Annotated in this window: 10 protein-coding genes; 9 read left to right on the top strand and 1 reads right to left on the bottom strand. The window is 43.0% G+C overall.

Annotated elements, in window-relative coordinates; all coding sequences use genetic code 11:
- Positions 1-41: 41 nt before the first annotated feature.
- From DXB58_RS12180 to DXB58_RS12145, 8 genes are all read left to right on the top strand, one after another.
- Entirely contained in the window at positions 42-3,563 is a 3,522-nt protein-coding gene (locus DXB58_RS12180; protein ID WP_122136887.1) for a SusC/RagA family TonB-linked outer membrane protein, read from the top strand.
- Between the two features lie 19 nt (positions 3,564-3,582).
- Entirely contained in the window at positions 3,583-5,340 is a 1,758-nt protein-coding gene (locus tag DXB58_RS12175) for a RagB/SusD family nutrient uptake outer membrane protein (protein ID WP_122136886.1), read from the top strand.
- A gap of 24 nt (positions 5,341-5,364) precedes the next feature.
- Positions 5,365-6,924, top strand: coding sequence for an endonuclease/exonuclease/phosphatase family protein (locus DXB58_RS12170; RefSeq protein WP_032843990.1), 1,560 nt, complete (start codon positions 5,365-5,367; stop codon positions 6,922-6,924).
- A 256-nt stretch (positions 6,925-7,180) separates the two neighbouring features.
- Positions 7,181-9,355: a DNA topoisomerase 3 gene (locus DXB58_RS12165; protein ID WP_122136885.1), complete on the top strand. Its 2,175-nt coding sequence runs from the start codon at positions 7,181-7,183 to the stop codon at positions 9,353-9,355.
- A 786-nt stretch (positions 9,356-10,141) separates the two neighbouring features.
- Positions 10,142-12,181 carry a hypothetical protein gene (locus DXB58_RS12160; RefSeq protein ID WP_122136884.1) on the top strand — a complete coding sequence of 680 codons (2,040 nt, stop codon included), beginning with the start codon at positions 10,142-10,144 and terminating at the stop codon, positions 12,179-12,181.
- Positions 12,182-12,221: 40 nt separating this feature from the next.
- Positions 12,222-13,313 (top strand): carboxypeptidase regulatory-like domain-containing protein, encoded by a 1,092-nt coding sequence (locus tag DXB58_RS12155; protein ID WP_122136883.1) that lies wholly within the window; start codon positions 12,222-12,224, stop codon positions 13,311-13,313.
- A 25-nt stretch (positions 13,314-13,338) separates the two neighbouring features.
- The gene (locus tag DXB58_RS12150) at positions 13,339-16,269 is read left to right on the top strand and encodes a tetratricopeptide repeat protein (RefSeq protein WP_122136882.1); all 2,931 of its coding nucleotides are present in this window, start codon (positions 13,339-13,341) and stop codon (positions 16,267-16,269) included.
- On the top strand, positions 16,266-17,096 hold the full coding sequence (locus tag DXB58_RS12145; protein WP_122136881.1) for a hypothetical protein: 831 nt from the start codon (positions 16,266-16,268) through the stop codon (positions 17,094-17,096). The genes DXB58_RS12150 and DXB58_RS12145 overlap by 4 nt, the downstream gene beginning before the upstream one ends.
- Positions 17,097-17,129: 33 nt before the next feature.
- On the opposite strand, the gene DXB58_RS12140 is transcribed toward DXB58_RS12145, so the two are convergent.
- On the bottom strand, positions 17,130-17,996 hold the full coding sequence (locus DXB58_RS12140; RefSeq protein ID WP_004326147.1) for a formylglycine-generating enzyme family protein: 867 nt from the start codon (positions 17,994-17,996) through the stop codon (positions 17,130-17,132).
- A gap of 250 nt (positions 17,997-18,246) precedes the next feature.
- On the opposite strand from DXB58_RS12140, the gene DXB58_RS12135 reads away from it, so the two are divergent.
- Positions 18,247-19,305 carry a linear amide C-N hydrolase gene (locus DXB58_RS12135; RefSeq protein ID WP_004312408.1) on the top strand — a complete coding sequence of 353 codons (1,059 nt, stop codon included), beginning with the start codon at positions 18,247-18,249 and terminating at the stop codon, positions 19,303-19,305.
- Positions 19,306-19,393 lie beyond the last annotated feature (88 nt).

Here is a 19,393-nt window from a genome sequence, read left to right as displayed (position 1 = left end):
TATAAATCACTTTAAATTGTAACAACTTAATTGATAAAATTATGAATGACCGAAGAAACTCATTTTTTAGACTGTTTCTCCTGATTCTGTTGTGTTTGGGCGTCCAGTCACTACGGGCGCAGACAGTTACAAAGGTCTTTAAAAATGAGCCGCTGAAGGCGGTATTAAAAGAAGTTGAGCGGCAGACGAAGTACTCCATTATCTATAAAACGGACGAGGTTAATGAAAACAAGAAGATAACGGCTTCCTTTCAGCAGGCAACTGTTAATAATGTGCTTGCTACTGTTTTGGATAAGGATGTAGAGTATAAACTACAAAACCGGATGATTATCATCACAAAGAAAACAGAACGCAATACTACTGCCGTCCCATCGCAGCCTTTACATCGGATTACGGGGAAAGTGGTCGATGTGAACGGTGACCCGGTAATCGGTGCCAGTGTACAGGTGATGGGACAGTCTATGGGAACGATCACGAATTTGGATGGTGAATTTACATTATCCTCGGTTCCGGCCAATGCCCTAGTCGTTGTGTCTTATATCGGATTTGAGAAGAAAGAAATTAAAGTCTCCGACTTGCAGAAATCTTCGAGAGTAATACTCCGGGAGGATACGGCTACGCTGGAAGAAGTGGTGGTGGTAGGCTACGGTACTCAAAAGAAAATAAACCTGACGGGAGCTGTTGCAGTAGTAGACAGTAAAGCGATGGAAGACAGACCCGTGCCGAGAGCCTCACAGATGTTGCAAGGGACTGTGCCCAATATGAATGTAACTTTTGGGTCTGGGTATCCGGGAGCTTCGGCAACTATCAATATCCGTGGTGTGAATTCTATCAGTGGCAATGCATCGCCATTAGTGCTGATTGACGGAATAGAAGGGGATATCGACCGCTTGAATCCGAATGATATCGCTTCCATTTCCGTATTAAAAGATGCATCTTCGGCCGCTATTTACGGAGCTCGTGCTTCTTATGGTGTTATCCTCGTGACTACCAAGGAAGGCTCCGCCCGCAAGACTACCGTTTCGTATGATGGAAGATATTCATGGAGCAATCAGACGACTTCTACTGATTTTGAAACCAGGGGATATTATTCGGCAGGCATCAACGACTTGTTTTATACCAATTATAACGGAAAGCCTTATACCAACTATACGGAAGAAGACTACCGCCAGCTTTGGTTGCGCCGGAATGATAAAACGGAGAATCCCGAACGTCCCTGGGTGGTTACCGACCAACGTGACGGAAGAGATACATACGTCTATTACGGTAACTTCGACTGGTATAATTATCTTTATCGTAAAAACAGACCGATGTGGGAACACAATATCAGTGTCAGTGGGGGAAATGAAAAGCTGAACTATTATTTGTCAGGGAATACAGTTGACCAAACGGGTATCTTCAGACAGAATCCTGATAAATATAAGGTGTATAATTTCAGAAGTAAAATCTCGGCAAAGATCACTCCACGACTGACAATCAGCAATAACACGAAGTACCATTATAATAGTTACTCTTATCCGGGATTATCGGGGATTAATAACAACTTCAATACTGCGGTGAATCATGCACTGGCGAGCTTTGTACCCATTAATCCGGATGGCAGTGCGGTGTATCTGACTTCGTTGAGCAATTCTGCTGTTTTGGATGGCATGGGAGCTATCCTTGCTTATGGAAAACATAAGAATGAAGACCAGCGGTATGAGTTTTCCACGACTTTCGAAGCAAGTTTCAATGTAATGAAGAACCTGAATGTCCGTGCAAACTACAGCTACCTGCACTATAACTATCAGACCATGAACAGAACAGTAAATGTACCATATTCCAAATATCCGGGTGAGATATCCTATCTGACTACCGGAAGCGGTGTGAATCAGTTGAAGGAAACACAGACCAATCATTGGTATCAGGCTTTCAATGTATATGGTGATTATATGCTGGATATTGCCGACCATCAGATAAAAATCATGGCAGGTTACAATTATGAAACCAAGCGTCTGAAAGATATCAAAGTCTCCCGCCAGGGTTTGCTCTCCGATGACTTGAATGACTTAAATCTGGCAGTCGGAGATGCGATGACTATGTCCGGCGGACAGAATGAATATGCGCTTTTGGGAGCATTTTATCGTCTTAATTACTCCTATAAAGGAGGTCGTTACCTATTTGAGACAAGCGGACGTTATGACGGAAGTTCACGTTTCAGAAGCGGACACCGTTTCGGTTTCTTCCCCTCGGCTTCCGTAGGATGGAGAATCAGTGAAGAACCGTTTTTCGGGAATTTAAAGAAGAATATTGATAATGTGAAATTGCGTCTCTCATACGGTTCGTTAGGAAATCAGCAGGTAGGATATTACGATTATATCCAAACCATTAATACCAACGGTACAATGAATTATATCTTTGGCGATCAGAAGAAAGGCTCTTATGCAAGTGTCTCCGACCCGAATTCCGCCGACCTGACCTGGGAAACCGTTTCGACTTGGAACGTAGGACTGGATCTCGGATTCCTGAACAACCGCCTGAACCTGACTGCCGATGCCTATGTTCGTGATACTAAAGGTATGCAAACTTCCGGCAAAAAGCTTCCTGGTGCTTATGGAGCCAACGAGCCCAAGCAAAATGCAGCCAACTTGCGTACCAAAGGCTGGGAATTGATGCTGACTTGGAATGATGCTTTCAAACTGGCAAACAAACCTTTCCGTTATAACCTGTCCGTAGGCTTGGCAGATAATACATCGGAAATAACCAAATTCGATAATCCTTCCAAGATATTGAGTGATTATTATGTAGGTCAGAAATTAGGAGATATCTGGGGATATGTAGTAGACGGACTTTTCAGAACAGACGAAGAAGCGGCAAACTATAATGTCGATCAAACTGCAGTTAACTTCGTTATCAATACAGCGCAGGTGAATCCGGGACTTCACGCCGGTGATATGAAATTTGTTGATTTGGATGGCGACCATACAATATCTTCCGGCTCGAACACGGCAGATGATCCGGGCGACCGCAAAATAATCGGAAACTCATTACCGCGCTATACATACAGTATTCAAGGTGGTTTCGACTGGTATGGATTCGATTTCTCCATCTATCTTCAGGGAGTAGGACATCAAGACTGGTATCCGGGCACTAATTCTGTATTCTTTTGGGGACCATACGCTCGTCCGTATTCATCGTTCATTCCACGCGATTTCTTGAGCCAGGTATGGAGCCCGGAAAATCCCGATGCTTATTTCCCGCGCCCGATAGGGTATCTTGCTCTCGGCAACAACCGTTCTTTGGGAGTGGTGAATGATCGTTATTTGCAGAATCTGGCTTATTGCAGAGTGAAGAATATCACAGTAGGCTATACGATTCCCGCCGTATGGACGAAGAAGGTAAAGATAGAGCGCCTGCATATCTATTTCAGTGGTGAGAATCTGTTTACCTTCTCTCCGCTAAAGAGCGACTACATTGATCCGGAACAAGCATCGGCAGAAAATTCCATCCAATCGGCAAATGGTAACGCAAAGTTGTACCCTTGGTCAAAGACCTATTCTTTTGGAGTGAACGTAACTTTTTAAACTAACTAATATTTGAATTATGAAACCTGTTTATATAGTATCTTGGTTGTTCGCATTGGCGATATCTTTCGTATCTTGCGACGATTGGTTGGATAAGACACCCAAAGACCGCCTGTATCCGGATGTATATTTCAAGACTGAAGATGAGTTGCGATTATTTACGAATCAGTTTTATAACAATCTGGTTCCGTCCGCTGTTGATATTTATTCCGAGTCGTCCGATTTGATTGTCAAGTCCGACTTGATGCTCGAAATGTCCGGACAGCGCATCATACCCGATGAAGGAAACGGTTGGAATTTTACGGCACTTCGCGATATTAATTTCTATCTGCAGTATTCCCATAACTGCACGGAAGTGAATGCCCGTAACCGTTACGATGGTGTTGCCCGTTTTTTCAGAGCTTATTTCTACTTTGAGAAGGTGAAGAGATACGGCGATATTCCCTGGTATGACAAAGCACTCGACTCGGATGATCCCGAATTGTATAAAGCCCGGGACTCACGTGAATTTGTCATGCAGAAAATGCTGGAGGACCTGGATTTTGCGATAGCCAATCTTCCGAAAACGAAGAATGCGTATGTACTGACCCGGTGGACGGCATTGGCTCTGAAATCCCGTGTCTGCCTGTTTGAGGGTACTTTCCGCAAATATCATGGACTGGAGGATTATGAAAAATACCTGAATGCTTGTGTCTCGGCTTCTGAAACCTTTATGAACGAAAGCGGATATACACTCTATAAATCGGGCAGCACACCTTACAGGGATTTATTCGCTTCCATAAATCTACAAGCGGATGAAGTGATTTTCGGGCGTGACTATGAAGCTTCTCTTTCTGTGCTTCATAATGTGCAGAATTATGAGAACTCCACCACAATGGGACGTCCGGGAATGAACAAGAAGATTGTGAATTCTTATCTGATGGCGGACGGAAGCCGTTTCACGGATAAAGCCGGTTATGAAACGATGACATTCGATCAAGAATGTCAGAATCGGGATCCGCGACTGGCACAAACCATCCGTACCCCTGGATATACGAGAATCGGAAGTACAAAGAAAGAAGCCCCGAACCTGGCTTATACCATGACCGGATATCACCTGATAAAATATTCGATGACGGCTAACTACGATGAATATAATAAATCGTGCAACGATATTCCCCTGTTCCGCACGGCAGAGGTGTATCTGAATTTTGCAGAAGCAAAAGCCGAACTGGGCACTTTGAAGCAAGCCGACATCAATAAATCTATTAAATTACTTAGAGACAGGGTAGGAATGACTAACCTGGATATGGAACTGGCAAATTCAAAACCCGACCCGTATTTGATGAGTGCCGCCACAGGTTATCCGAATGTGAAAGGAGCCAATCGGGGAGTAATCCTTGAAATCCGTCGCGAACGAACCATCGAACTGGCAATGGAGGGTTTCCGTTATTACGACATCATGCGTTGGAAAGAAGGTAAACTATTTGAGAACGACCTGCTGGGAATCTATGTTCCCGGGCCCGGTACTTACGATTTAGATAAAGACGGTACGGATGATGTCTGTTTCTACGTAGGAACAAAACCTGCCGGAAATGTACCTTTATATTTAGAGATCGGCGAGCAGATTCGCTTGTCGAATGGCGAAAGTGGTTATATCATCTGTCATAGTCTGATTACCAAGAAATGGAATGAAGACAGAGATTATTTGTACCCTGTTCCTATCAGCGAACGTACTTTGTCCAATGGTGTGATAACACAGAATCCCGGTTGGAATGACGGATTGAACTTTAATTAATTAGATTCAGAAATATAAATTCTTATGAAAAATATGATTTCTTATATATGTCTTTTGGCAACCGTGTTTGCCAACTTGTCCTGTGCCGACGACATGGACAACTCTAAATTCGATAATATGATACCTTACGGTAAACAGGAAGTTTCCTATACTTATCCGAAAGGGGAGGGGAACCTTAGAGTGTTGACCTTTAATATAAGGCATTGTGCCGGTAACGATGACGTGATTAATTATGACAGGACAGCCGCTGTTATCAACGGAATGGAACCCGATGTCGTTTGCCTGCAGGAAGTGGACTACATGACTACCCGCAGTAATAAAGTCGACCAACTGAAAACCTTGGCGGATAAAACAGGCATGAATCACTATTTTAGTAAGTCAATCGCTTACCAGGGTGGTGAATACGGTAATGGCCTTTTGTTCAAAGGGACGCCGATCAGCACGAAGACTTATCCCCTTCCCGGTGCCGAACTCCGTTCTGCTGCCATAGCCGAATTTGAGAACTATGTAGTTATCTCCACCCACTTGGCTTTGGAAGAGAATAATAGAGTTGAATCTGCAAAACAGCTCACAGACCTTGCCAAAACATATAATAAAGTGGTTTATATGGCTGGTGACTTTAACGAGGACTTGATGAATGGCACATTCTTTACGGAACTGAAGAAAGAATGGGAGGTTGTCAGTTCTACAGAAAACACTTTTCCTACCGGACAGGCTACCAAACGGATTGATTTTGTCGTTACTTTGAAAACTCCACCTACCACTGTGGTAAAATCGAATGTAATATACAACCTGGATGGTGTCAACGTAGCAATAACTTCCGACCATTATCCACTTTATTGTGATTTTAAGAAGCCGACCGGACTTGAAGAATATCCGAAGGCAGAAGGTGACCTGCGCATAGGTAACTATTTCCTGACCTATTGTAAAGGCACAGATGGCGTGATTGATTACGACCGGACAGGACGTATTATCGCCAAAATGAATGCGGATATTGTCTGCTTGCAGGGACTGGATAAGGAGACGGAACGTTCGGAAGGTATCGACCAGTTGAACGTACTGGCACAGAAAGCAAATATGCATGATTACTTTGCTAAAGCCATTGATTATAAAGGCGGTGAATTCGGCGTTGGTATACTGACAAAAGAAGAACCTGTAAGTGTAGACAGATACCAAATGGCGGGAAAGAGCGAGATGCGTGCAGCCATGGTAGTGGAATATGAAAAGTTTGTAGTAGCCAGTACCAACTTCGATACGGATATGGCAAAGCGTATAGAGGCCCTTCAAACGTTAGAAACGAAACTGTCCGCCTATAATAAACCTGCATTCCTGTTAGGATACTTCAATGAGGGCGACTTGGAAAGCGAGTTTTTCCAAATGGTGAAGAGTAACTGGAATCTTCTTAGTGCCGATAAGTCTACCGAAGTCAGTGGTAAGAAACGTCGCCTTGACTTTATCGTGTCTTTGAAGAGTCACAACGTAAATGTGACACAGGCTGATGTGATAGAAAGTCTGTCGGGAGTAGATGTGACCGTTGCTTCTACACATTATCCTCTTTTCTGTGATTTCTCCGGTTTAAAATAGAAGCGTTATAGAGAGGCTGCACAGAGCTATGCACATATCGTGTGTAGAACTGTGCAGCTTCATTATATAGCTTATCAAACATCAAATGGAGTGGTATAAAAAAGTAGAAAGCGGTACATCTTGAAAACTATTCAGTTGAAGTTATCATTCTTTCTCCGATCTATGCCTTTATGGACTTTTTTCTCTCTTCATGCGGTCAATGAGAAATAATCGTGTAACTTTGTAAGCTGTTAGTGTAAAAACAAGAAGAGAAAAAATGATAGTTTGCATAGCCGAAAAGCCATCAGTAGCACGCGATATAGCCGAAGTACTCGGCGCTCATACCAGAAAAGAAGGATATATAGAAGGAAACGGATACCAGGTGACCTGGACATTCGGGCATCTTTGTACCCTGAAAGAACCGCATGAATACACGCCTAACTGGAAATCATGGAATTTAGGTAGCCTGCCAATGATTCCTCCACGTTTCGGCATCAAGCTGATAGAGAATCCTACATACGAAAAACAATTCCACATTATCGAGGGACTGATGCAGAACGCAGATGAAATCATCAACTGCGGTGATGCCGGGCAAGAAGGAGAATTGATTCAGCGTTGGGTGATGCAGAAAGCAGGTGCACGCTGTCCGGTGAAACGTCTGTGGATTTCTTCATTAACAGAAGAAGCTATCCGGGAAGGGTTTGCGAAGCTGAAAGATCAGACAGATTTTCAGTCACTCTATGAAGCCGGACTTTCCCGTGCAATGGGTGACTGGTTATTAGGAATGAACGCCACCCGTCTTTACACCATTAAATACGGTCAAAATAAACAGGTACTTTCTATCGGCCGTGTACAGACACCGACTCTGGCACTGATTGTCAACCGCCAGTTGGAAATAGCCAATTTCGAACCCAAGCAATACTGGGAACTGAAAACCAACTATCGGGATACTACTTTTTCCGCACTTATCCGCAAAAGTGATGAAGAAATAGCTGCGGAAGAAGAAAAGAACGGTGGAAAAAAGAAAATAGATAATCCGGGTATCGACCCTATCGCTAACCGGGAAGAAGGCGAGGCATTGGTAGAACGCATAAAAGATCTTCCGTTTGTAGTCACCAGTGTTGGCAAGAAAGATGGGAGAGAGTTCGCCCCACGTTTGTTCGACTTGACTTCTCTTCAGGTAGAATGTAACAAGAAATTCGCTTATTCGGCTGATGAAACGCTGAAACTAATCCAGTCTCTTTATGAGAAGAAGGTAGCTACCTATCCGCGTGTCGATACTACTTTCTTGAGTGACGATATTTACCCGAAATGTCCCGCTATCCTGAAAGGACTCCGTGATTACGAAATCTTGACGGCTCCGTTAGCCGGCACTACACTTCCTAAATCGAAAAAGGTATTTGACAACTCGAAAGTGACGGATCACCACGCCATTATCCCCACCGGAGTCTATGCTCAAAACCTGACGGATATGGAACGTCGTGTCTATGACTTGATAGCCCGTCGTTTTATAGCCGTGTTCTATCCGGACTGTAAGATTTCTACTACTACCGTTATGGGCGAAGTGGATAAGATAGAATTCCGGGTAACCGGAAAACAAATTCTGGAACCGGGATGGCGTGTCGTGTTTGCAAAGGACGTAAAAGATCCTACTGAAGAAAAAGAGGAAGAGGATGAAAATGTACTCCCTACCTTTGTAAAAGGTGAAAGTGGTCCTCACATTCCCGACTTGAACGAAAAATGGACACAGCCGCCCAGACCTTATACTGAAGCGACCTTGCTTCGTGCAATGGAAACAGCCGGAAAACTGGTGGATAATGACGAACTTCGCGATGCCTTAAAAGAGAATGGTATCGGTCGGCCGTCTACCCGTGCTGCCATTATTGAGACATTATTCAAGCGGAATTATATTCGTAAAGAAAGAAAGAACCTGATTGCCACCCCAACAGGAGTGGAGTTGGTGCAGCTCATTCACGAAGAATTATTGAAATCGGCGGAACTGACAGGTATTTGGGAAAAGAAGCTTCGCGAAATTGAAAAGAAGACATACGATGCCCGCCAGTTTCTCGAAGAACTGAAACAGATGGTTTCGGAAATAGTGATGAGTGTACTTTCTGATAATACAAACCGACGCATTACTATTCAGGATGCAGTAGCTGCAAAAGCTGAAGAGAAAGAAAAGAAAGAAACTAAAAAGCGCGAACGTAAACCGAGTGTACCGAAAGAGAAAAAGCCGAAAGCAGAAAAAGCGGTAAGTGAAGTGAGTTCTAATTCGGCACCTTCTCCGGCTCCGGTTACTACTCCTGCTTCAATTCCTTCTGCTACAGGTGATGTAGATACGTTTGTAGGTCAGCCATGTCCGCTTTGTGGTAAGGGAATTATTATTAAAGGAAAAACCGCTTACGGATGTTCGGAATGGAGAAATGGATGTACTTTCCGGAAAAATTTCTAATAGAAAAGGGATAAGATAATTGGAAGTAAAAAGTCCGTCATATCACGAAGAGAGTGAGAGATGGAGGTTCTGCAATTAGCAGGTTAGATTTAATCTGCATGATATGAATGCGGCCTCTTTATTATGCTGTATTGAAATAAATTAAGTGTGTTTGCATTCCAGGCAAATTTCCTATCTTACTATTGCTTTTTACTGATTTATTTTGTATCTTTAGTGGTTTTCATCCTTTCAGAGATAGATGGTCACCTTATAGAATGATTAATATCACCTTATAAAGTGACGTTCGTCATTCTATAAGGTGACTATTGTCCCGTTGTAAGGTGACAACTACTCGAGTGCATAAAAGATTCTAGTTTTCTGCATAGAAAATCTTAAATCTATGCACTGAATAATCTTAAATACAATAAAGATTATGGAGATATTACTTTATGGAAGTAGAATGTCTTACTCCATTTTTATACGAATTTTACTTTTTTCCATAGCTGTTATCTTGCGATTAATGCCTTCTTGTACTGTTGATTTTCATTTTATATGCTGCCGCACGATGACAAGGTAAAGTACACTGCTGAAAATAGTTAAGTAAAAAACTACCTGGTTTGTTGAAAAATACTATATTTGTACACAACTCTAAATGTTCTATTTATGAAACACGACTGTCAACCAAATCCCATTGATACGGATTATATGGTATTGGTGCATGATATGGTACGATTATCAGAACAAATAGCTCGAAATGTACACAATATGGGCAGGACTTGTATGTTTTGCCATCAATAAGTTATAAGCATGAACCGTTTTATAAACTACTACAAGAAGATATTCTCACAAGAGTATATGGATCGCACCATTTCGGGGGGTATCAAGTCGCAGCTCACTCTGTTACTCGTTACTATTGCTACGGTGCTGGCTATCTTCTTTATCATCGTGATGTTCTTTTCTATCCAACTGTATGGACATGAGGAATGGGGCGAAAGGCTCTGGGTGGTGTACAACAACTTTGTGGATCCTGGTAACCAAATGAACGAGACAGCTTGGTCCAGCAGGCTATTGCTGGGAATTGTTAGCTTTTCGGGATCCATTTTATTGGGCGGTGTACTCATCTCTACCATTTCCAACATTATAGAGCGGCGTGTGGATGTAGTAAACACGGGGCGAATGACTTACCGCAACATAACTCAACATTATGTATTGATAGGTTTCAATGAACTGTCTATCAATATGATACGCGAACTATATAACGAATGTCCTTCGGCACGTATCTTACTGATGAGCGGTATAGAGGCGGCAACGGTACGCCATCGCATACAGTCTGCCTTGCCCATCGAAATAGAGCGGCAAGTGCTTGTTTACTTTGGCAACATTGAGTCGATCGAAGAACTTCAGCGGTTGAACATAGCGAGCGCGAGTGAAGTGTATGTACTGGGTGATGAGGAACGTTGCGGACGCGATGCTAAAAATATAGCGATTGTGCATTTGGTAAGTGCTCTGCGTGGCAAATGCCCCGATGGCAAAGTGATGCCTGTATATGTGCAGTTTGACAGTATCCCTTCGTACTCTAACATACAGAAAATGAATCTGCCGCCGGAGGTGTTTTGCATTGAGGGGAAACCTAATATCTTTTTCCGTCCCTTTAACCTCCACGAGAATTTGGCACGGCAACTATGGAGTCTCTATGCTGCCGATAGTGAAAGGTATTATGATCCGCTAGACTATCGCCCCATAAGCATAACGCAACAACCTGATGGAAGCTGGAATGCTACTAGCCAAGACTATGTGCATCTGGTTATTGTGGGATTCAATCGGATGGGACGCTCGTTGCTGCTTGAAGCACTACGTATCTGCCATTATGCCAATTACGATGACCGTCTGCCGACAGATGAACGCATACGTACCCGCATCACTTTGGTAGATCGAGAGATGGAGTCACAGAAAGACTACTTTAAAGCTCAATTTCCTTATATAGAGAGTCAGATAGACGACATAGAGGTCGAATATTGCCATGACGATATTTGTAGTACTGCTATGCGCACCCGTTTACAACAATGGGCACAAAATAAACACTGTATGCTTACAGTGGCTATTTGTGTGCATGATCCCGATTTGAGTCTCTCATTAGGGCTCAACTTGCCGCATGAGGTTTATCAGCATCAGTGTCGTGTACTTATCCGTCAGGATTTTAATAACGATTTGTCGTCGATAGTGGACGATGAGCAAGGGCGTTATCGTTATGTCAAGGTGTTCGGCATGGTAGACAGGGGAATGAAGAAAAACATTTTGCAGGATAAACTGGCTTTGTATGTGAATTATCTCTACGATTGTTGTTATACGGATGAAAGCCTCAAGCAGAAAGAGGTGTTGAAGAAGATGTATGAATCTTATGGCAACCACTCTGCCGACTTCATTTTGATGAATCATCAGGCACAGTATCTGTGGAATAAATTGAGCGAGCCGTTACGTTGGGCTAACCGCTATCAACTGGATGCCTATAGTGTATTTTGTCGTACGCTGGGCTACGGTATTAAGCGGAGCGAACGTTCGCCGGCACGCATATCCGAATCTATGTTCAATGAGAATCTACCGTCTCAAGTTTTGTATCTGTTGGTGCGCATGGAGAAATATCGATGGAATGCCGAGCGTACAGTGGCTGGCTGGAGACGTGCCGAGGTGAAAGATAAAGTTTTCTTGCAACACCCTCTCATTATGCCTTTCAACGAATTGCTGCAAAAGTACCCCGAAGAGGTGGAGAAGGATGCCGACGTTATTCTTAATCTGCCCTATGTACTGGCATTGGGAGGATATGAACTTTATAAACTGGCCGATCAATAAGTCGACTTGACATTTGTATATAATAACAGTATTTAGATCTATGAGAAACATAAAAGTCTTTATTGCTTCGTCGGCCGAACTCGATGAAGATAAATTGCAGATGGATCTTTATTTTTCACAGAAGAATAAGGGGTATAGGCAGCGCGACATCAATTTTGAACAACGTACCTGGCGTGATTTCCCCAGCTATCTTTCTGAAGAGCATCTGCAGAGTAGATACGATGACTACATTCGTCAGTGCGACATTGTGATTTTCCTCTTCCATACCCGTTTGGGGCAATATACATTACGCGAGCTACAAGTTGCATTCGAACAGGTAAAGGCGAGTGGGGGGAAGCGTCCAAAAATCTATATTTATGCTAAGCGCGATGAGCATGGCGAGGCATTACTAGAGAAGCTGAAACAATACAGTGAACAAGAATATGGACATTTCTGTGATACTTATGCCGACTACAATGAGCTGTTTCATCACTTTGACTATCAGTTAACGCAGCTGGAAAACGAAGGATTCATACGCCCCGATCCGGTAGATTTGCCACGTACCAAACGTTTTGTTTTGCTTTGCTTACTTCCCGCAGTGATAGTGGGTCTTTTTTTGCTGGTCTATCAGTTGTGGCAACCTGTAACGTTCAGGGTAGAATTAAAGGAGGCAATCCCCACTGAACTGCCCTTTCGGGGTGCTACGCTCACACTGAAGTATGCCGATGTGGTGGAAACCCGCGAACTGGCTACGTTGCAGGAAGTGGTGGAATTTGAGGGGATCAATCGCAAGCATGCCTGGCTCGACGATTTTACTTTAAGTTTCAAAGCGAAGGGCTATATGCCTATAGATACCACACTAAGTTACATTCATACTTGCCCTCTAAATATCTGTCGTAATAGTGATGCTGGTGTGCTGAAAGGTGTCGTGACCGATGAAGAGCGACGCCCCGTGGCTGATGCTCGTGTGCAAGTACTGGGTTACTCTGCACAGACCGGGGCCGACGGTTCCTTCTTGATAGAAATCCCACTGTCTCAGCAAGCCATTAGTTATCGCCTCACAGTGATGAAAGATGGTTTCGATATTTGGGATTATAATGGAGTGGCTCCATCGCCTACCGAGCAGATGCGCATAGCCTTGCGTAAAAAGTAATATAACCTTCAAACACAGTATACTCATGACAAAACTCTTACTTACTATTGCACTATGTGCAGCTACTCTTTTGTCTATACATGCACAGAGTCAACGCGGTACAGTAGTCATACAAAACTCGGGTAAGAAAGCCTTGCCACAGGTGACGATAGTGATAGAGGGAGCTACCCCCACTACCAGTGATGCCCGAGGCTGCTTCGAAGTGCAACTACCCAATCATATAGAAGGACAACGGTTACTTATACAGCAGATAGCATACCGCGACTGGGTGGTGGTTAACCAACACATGGTGAACCAATGGGTATATGCACCCACCAAAAACTATAGAGTCGATATGTGTGCTAAAGAGGAGTATACGGCTAGAGTTGAGCAATTCTACCAGATAGGTAAAACCAATGCGAAGGCTAAGTATACCAGTGCCATGGTTCAACTCAAACAACTCAAAGAGGAAGGTAAAGTGAATAGCGACCGCTATATGCAACGCCGGAAAGAGATACAAGCGGCTCTGAACACTGCACAAGAGATGTTAGACTGTTATGTACCTTTACTGGTAGCTATCAATACAGACTATTTGGAACCTATAGAAAAACAGGCACAACAACTAGTGACGCAGGGAAAGCTGGATGAGGCTATCGGACTATACGAAGGATTACAATTGGAAAAAAGATTGGCGCATGACCTTGGCTTAAAGAAACAGTGGGATGAAGATATCGAAAGTATGATACCCACTGTTGAACGCTATGCACAAACATTGGTGTTACAAGGTGGTGAGGAGAGTTACCGGAAGGCAGGAGATTTATTCAAGAAGATAGCTGACAGTAGTCCCACACACATGGACCGTAATGCCGATTACGCAAACTTTGCTTATTATCAACGGAATTTTACAGATGCAGAGGCTTACTACAAGAAAGCCATAGAGCACAGCAAAACACCTTATGATTTGGCTGATTGGTATACGAAACTAGGCCTTATCTATGATGATATGAACCGCTTGGATGAGAGTATCGACTACTTTGACAAGGCACAACAATTGCTCGAAAAGTTACCGAGGAACATACTGGCTACAGCCGAACTTACGGTAAACCTTGATATCAACTTTTCGACTGTACTCTTTAAAATGGTACGTAAGGGTACTCCCGAAACAAAATTGAAAGGCTGCCGAATAGCGCTCAATTCGCTCAAAGAGGCTGTGAAGATACTATTAGCTTTAGGTCCCACACAGGCACCAGACTACGAATCTAAGCTTATGGTCTGTTATCAAAACATGACTACTATCTATGGGGTGATGGGCGACAAGAAAGGGCTGGCACAAGCCCAGGCGGACATTGCTAAACTTAATATGACTGATGCCAAAGCTGATACGCAGGTAGAGTATTGGGTGGCGAAAGGAAACAATGCCAATTATAAAAAGAAATATGACGAGATGTTAGCTGCCTATCTGAAAGCTGATGAGATCATAGAGAAATTGTATCGTAACAATCCTTCTCAATATAAAATAGAGCGCATTACTATCTATCAGTTGTTAGCTGCTGCCTATTATGAGCAGGATCGCTATGTCGAAGCGGTGGAGGCTGATGAAGAAGGCTTGGCTATTTTCAATACTCTCCCCGACGAGGAGCAGAGTACACAACGCGAACTTTATTATAACCTCTATTACAATCTCTATCAATGCTACTATTACACCCAACAGCATAATGAGGCATACGATGCTATCGAAAAGATTCATCCTTTCCTGAAGACCGAGGCGTCAGAATATGCTGTAAATATATGGTTCACAGCGCTCAACGCCGCCTACAATTTGGGGCGTTATGAAATCTTGAAATATGGTGAAGAGATTATTGAAACCTTGAAAGCATGTCAGGACAACAAGACTGTTTATTCGCAGGTCAATACTTGTTATGCTTTGTTAGGGGCACTTTTCTTCGTTACCGGACATGTAGATACTGCTTTTTATTTCTATGATCTCAGCGATAAGGGCGCTACCCGGCACGGACATGTCCGTATGTTGGCTTATAATAAACTCAATCGTCTGTCGCTTAGCCTTATATGTCATCGGGCACAAGAAGTCGTTGCAGATGCTCCTGACGTAGAAACGGAATTGAAGAAAAGGCAGGGCGATAACGACAGTTTTGCACAATTAAAGTATATTCAAATGATGGCTTATATGATGTTGGGGCAATGGAACGAAGCTAATCGTATCTCGCAGCTCATGAATCGGATGCCATCGCAGGATGCAGCAACCGGACGTGCCCATGCACTGTTGGCACAGGCAGTGTTATGCATGCACACCAAACAGGAAGCGAAGCCCTATTTTGATCGTTTCATAACCGAGGCAGAGGATGCGCGCCGCTCCAGTCTCTTCATGTACCATGAACTGATGGCAGACTACTATTTTGTATGCCTCTACTATGCTATGCAGAATAAACAATACAAACAGGCTTCAGAGATTACTGCCAAATTAGCTGATGTTGTGAATAATTTGACCGAGGAATCTCCTATTCGAGGCGTTTATATGCAAATACTGTTCCTGAACAAATGCGGAGATTTGGCTTACTTCACTCACCACTATCAGAAGGCTCTTGATATATATGAAAGTACTATCTCTTTATTTTATGAATATCATGCAAACTCAAAAGTGCAATGTTATACCTATATGTATGACTGGGTGTCGACATTATTGCTGGATAATGATTTTTATAAAGTAGAGCAAGCCATGCGACAGATGGGAACAGCCCGTCAGGGAATCATTCAGCAGGCCTTCATACTAGCACTTCATGTTTTACATACCGATGTCCAAGCGGGTAAAGAACTGGTGGCTCATCTCAAAACTCGTAAGTTGTATAAAAGTGAAGAGTATTATGCTCCGGTTTTATTGCTTTACAGTAAACAGATGAAGGATCGCATAGGGCAAGACTATCAACCTACACTAAATCTACTCATTCAATTGTTGTCATGAGAAAATATTTGTTGTCATCAGCTTTCTGTGGGCTATGTGTCCTTGGTATTCAGGCTCAAGTTACACTCAAAGGAGTGGCTGTGAAAATGAACTCTGATTTTACTCCTGTAGCAGGAGTAGAGGTTGTTGTGCAAGGTGGTGTGCCTACTCTCACTGATGGTGCGGGTACTTTTATGCTGAAACTACCTCACATGGAACCGGGCGACCTTCTTTTTGATATCCGTATCAGCAAACAGGGTATGGAGATAGTTAATCTCAAAGAGGTAGAGCAATGGGTGGCAAGCGGAGATATACTCTATAAAGTAGTACTCTGTCCGAAAGGGTATATTGAGCAGAGCAGGCGCAAATTCTACAACATAGGCAAGAGTTACTATCAGCGGGAGTACGAACGCAAATTGCAGGAACTCCGTGTGACACGTGAGTTGCAGCAGGCAGATATTGCTACTTTTGAACAAGAGATGTCACAACTCAGTCAGGAGTATGATAAGCGTATGAAGTTGCTGGATTACTATGCCGATAAGTTTGCACGTATCAACAAGGACGAGCTGTCGGCCATGGAGCGACAAGCTATGGCATTGGTAGAGAAGGGAGACATTGATGGTGCTATACACATCTATGAAGCATCGGGTATTGTGGAACAATTTAGTAACAAAATGGCGCAACGTGATTCATTGCAACAGTCATTGCAAACTACCCGTAGGCTCATTAAACAGCAGTTGGAGTGGTACGAAAAAGAAGGAGGCAGTGTATCTCAAGAAAAAGCGATTCAGCTTAAGCAGGCGTTACAACAACTAGAGGAAAAGTACAAACTAATGAATAGAAAATGAAGTAAGCACTATCTATACAAAGATTGTGTACTTTTAATCTGGCAGTGACACTACCAGCCGTAATCCATAATCAATATCCCATCGTTGCGGGTTAACTCCGTAGCGGCTGGTGACTTTACAATATTTCTCGAAAGTATAATAACTACCTCCACGCAACACTTTATGCGTATCTTTTTCGCTTATGACCGGAGCGATGTTTCCGGTAAAAGGAACCTTTCTGTCATACCAGTCCATACACCATTCATATACGTTTCCACTCATGTCATAAAGTCCCAGTTCGTTGGGCTTCTTCGTTCCTGTTTCTTTGGATACGTAAGTATTGTAATATTTTTCTCTAAACCAGGCAACCTGTTCTGCATTATTGCTGCCGGCATAAATGAAATTCTTGGTTTTTAGTCCCCCACGTGCTGCATATTCCCATTCTGCTTCGAAGGGGAGACGGAAGGGTAGACCGCTTAATTGAGAAAGTTTTTTGGTAAATCGTTGAGCGTTGAACCAATTGACTTGGTCTACCGGATAGTTACGTCTGTGTTGGTTAGAAGGATTTTCTCCCATAATGACATACCATTCATCCTGACTAACTTCATATCGGTTGATGAAAAAAGAGGCTACATCCACGGGATAGTTGTTGTTGTCTCCGAGATTGGCTGTACCACCTTCCACGTAAACCATATTCCATAGTATATAGCGTATAACCTCTTTTTGTTCTTTATTTATTGTCGGCGACCAGTGCAAGGCTTTTTCTAATTTGGAGGGGAGAGTGTCAATAATACTTGCTTCTCTTCGACATTTATCGTGGTATCGTTGCCACACTTGTTGTTCTTGCGCTCTGCTTGATAATGCGATTCCTTGTAATAGAAAGCAAATGATTATAGTTTGTTTGGTGTACTCTTTTATCATGATAATTGTATGTTTATTTATTGGACGAACTAAAGTAGCAATGACTGCAATAGTAACACTTAAATTTATTTAATATTTTTCGCTAAGAAATGATCTCTGTGATGGTAACCCTCATACGTTGAAAACCCAAAATTTCTTCCTGCATTGGATAAATGCCTTTTTTTCATTAAAATCCTCTTTCTTTTAGGCAATAATCGTGGCGCGTTTGTTATTTATAAATAAGAAGATCAATTATTTAAATAGAATGAACATGAAGAAAAAATTAGCAGGAGTTGCATTGGTGTTGGCTGCCGTCTCTTTGATGAGTATACAGCCTGTAGAAGCATGTACGCGTGCAGTGTATATAGGCCCTGACCAGATGGTGGTAACAGGACGTACAATGGACTGGAAGGAAGATATCATGACGAATATCTATGTATTTCCGCGTGGCATCCAACGTATGGGACATAACAAGGAGAAAACTGTGAACTGGACTTCCAAATATGGAAGTGTGATTGCTACAGGATATGATATAGGTACTTGTGACGGAATGAACGAGAAAGGATTAGTGGCTAGCCTGCTTTTCTTGCCGGAATCCATTTACTCTCTTCCCGGCGATACCCGTCCGGCAATGGGTATCAGCATTTGGACACAGTATGTGCTTGATAACTTTGCCACGGTACGCGAAGCGGTGGATGAATTGAAAAAGGAGACTTTCCGCATTGATGCTCCCCGTATGCCGAATGGAGGACCGGAGTCTACCTTGCATCTGGCCATAACCGATGAAACAGGCAATACGGCTGTATTGGAATATCTGGATGGGAAATTAAGTATTCACGAAGGAAAAGAATACCGGGTGATGACAAATTCTCCTCGATATGAACAGCAGTTGGCCATTAATGATTACTGGAAAGAAATCGGTGGCTTGCAGATGTTACCGGGAACCAACCGGGCAAGCGACCGTTTTGTACGGGCTTCATTCTACATTCATGCCATTCCGCAAATTGCGGATGCAAAGATTGCAGTTCCCAGCGTGTTGAGTGTGATGCGTAATGTTTCCGTGCCATTTGGTATTAATACACCGGAGAAGCCTTATATATCTTCTACCCGTTGGCGTTCCGTATCCGATCAGAAGAATAAGGTATATTATTTCGAATCTACCCTGACTCCGAATTTGTTTTGGCTGGATTTGAAGAAAATTGATTTTAGTCCAAAAGCCGGCATCAAGAAACTGTCTCTGACAAAGGGCGAAATTTATGCAGGTGATGCAGTGAAGGATTTGAAAGACAGCCAATCATTTACCTTCCTTTTTGAGACTCCGGTCATGTAATTTGTCAGTGTGATAGATATATAAAAGAGTGGTGGACAAATGCTTGTAATCAAGCTTGTCCACCACTCTTTTATATATATCGTTTATA

The sequence above is a fragment of the Bacteroides sp. OM05-10AA genome, from assembly GCF_003439055.1.
Classification (GTDB): Bacteria; Bacteroidota; Bacteroidia; order Bacteroidales; family Bacteroidaceae; genus Bacteroides; species Bacteroides intestinigallinarum.
The sequence above is the reverse complement of the archived record's forward strand: the minus strand, read 5'-3'. Positions and strand labels throughout refer to the sequence as shown.

Coding starts and splice junctions, on each gene's coding strand:
- DXB58_RS12180 (WP_122136887.1), top strand. CDS start 42: ATGAATGACCGAAGAAACTCATTTTTTAGACTGTTTCTCCTGATTCTG.
- DXB58_RS12175 (WP_122136886.1), top strand. CDS start 3,583: ATGAAACCTGTTTATATAGTATCTTGGTTGTTCGCATTGGCGATATCT.
- DXB58_RS12170 (WP_032843990.1), top strand. CDS start 5,365: ATGAAAAATATGATTTCTTATATATGTCTTTTGGCAACCGTGTTTGCC.
- DXB58_RS12165 (WP_122136885.1), top strand. CDS start 7,181: ATGATAGTTTGCATAGCCGAAAAGCCATCAGTAGCACGCGATATAGCC.
- DXB58_RS12160 (WP_122136884.1), top strand. CDS start 10,142: ATGAACCGTTTTATAAACTACTACAAGAAGATATTCTCACAAGAGTAT.
- DXB58_RS12155 (WP_122136883.1), top strand. CDS start 12,222: ATGAGAAACATAAAAGTCTTTATTGCTTCGTCGGCCGAACTCGATGAA.
- DXB58_RS12150 (WP_122136882.1), top strand. CDS start 13,339: ATGACAAAACTCTTACTTACTATTGCACTATGTGCAGCTACTCTTTTG.
- DXB58_RS12145 (WP_122136881.1), top strand. CDS start 16,266: ATGAGAAAATATTTGTTGTCATCAGCTTTCTGTGGGCTATGTGTCCTT.
- DXB58_RS12140 (WP_004326147.1), bottom strand. CDS start 17,996: ATGATAAAAGAGTACACCAAACAAACTATAATCATTTGCTTTCTATTA.
- DXB58_RS12135 (WP_004312408.1), top strand. CDS start 18,247: ATGAAGAAAAAATTAGCAGGAGTTGCATTGGTGTTGGCTGCCGTCTCT.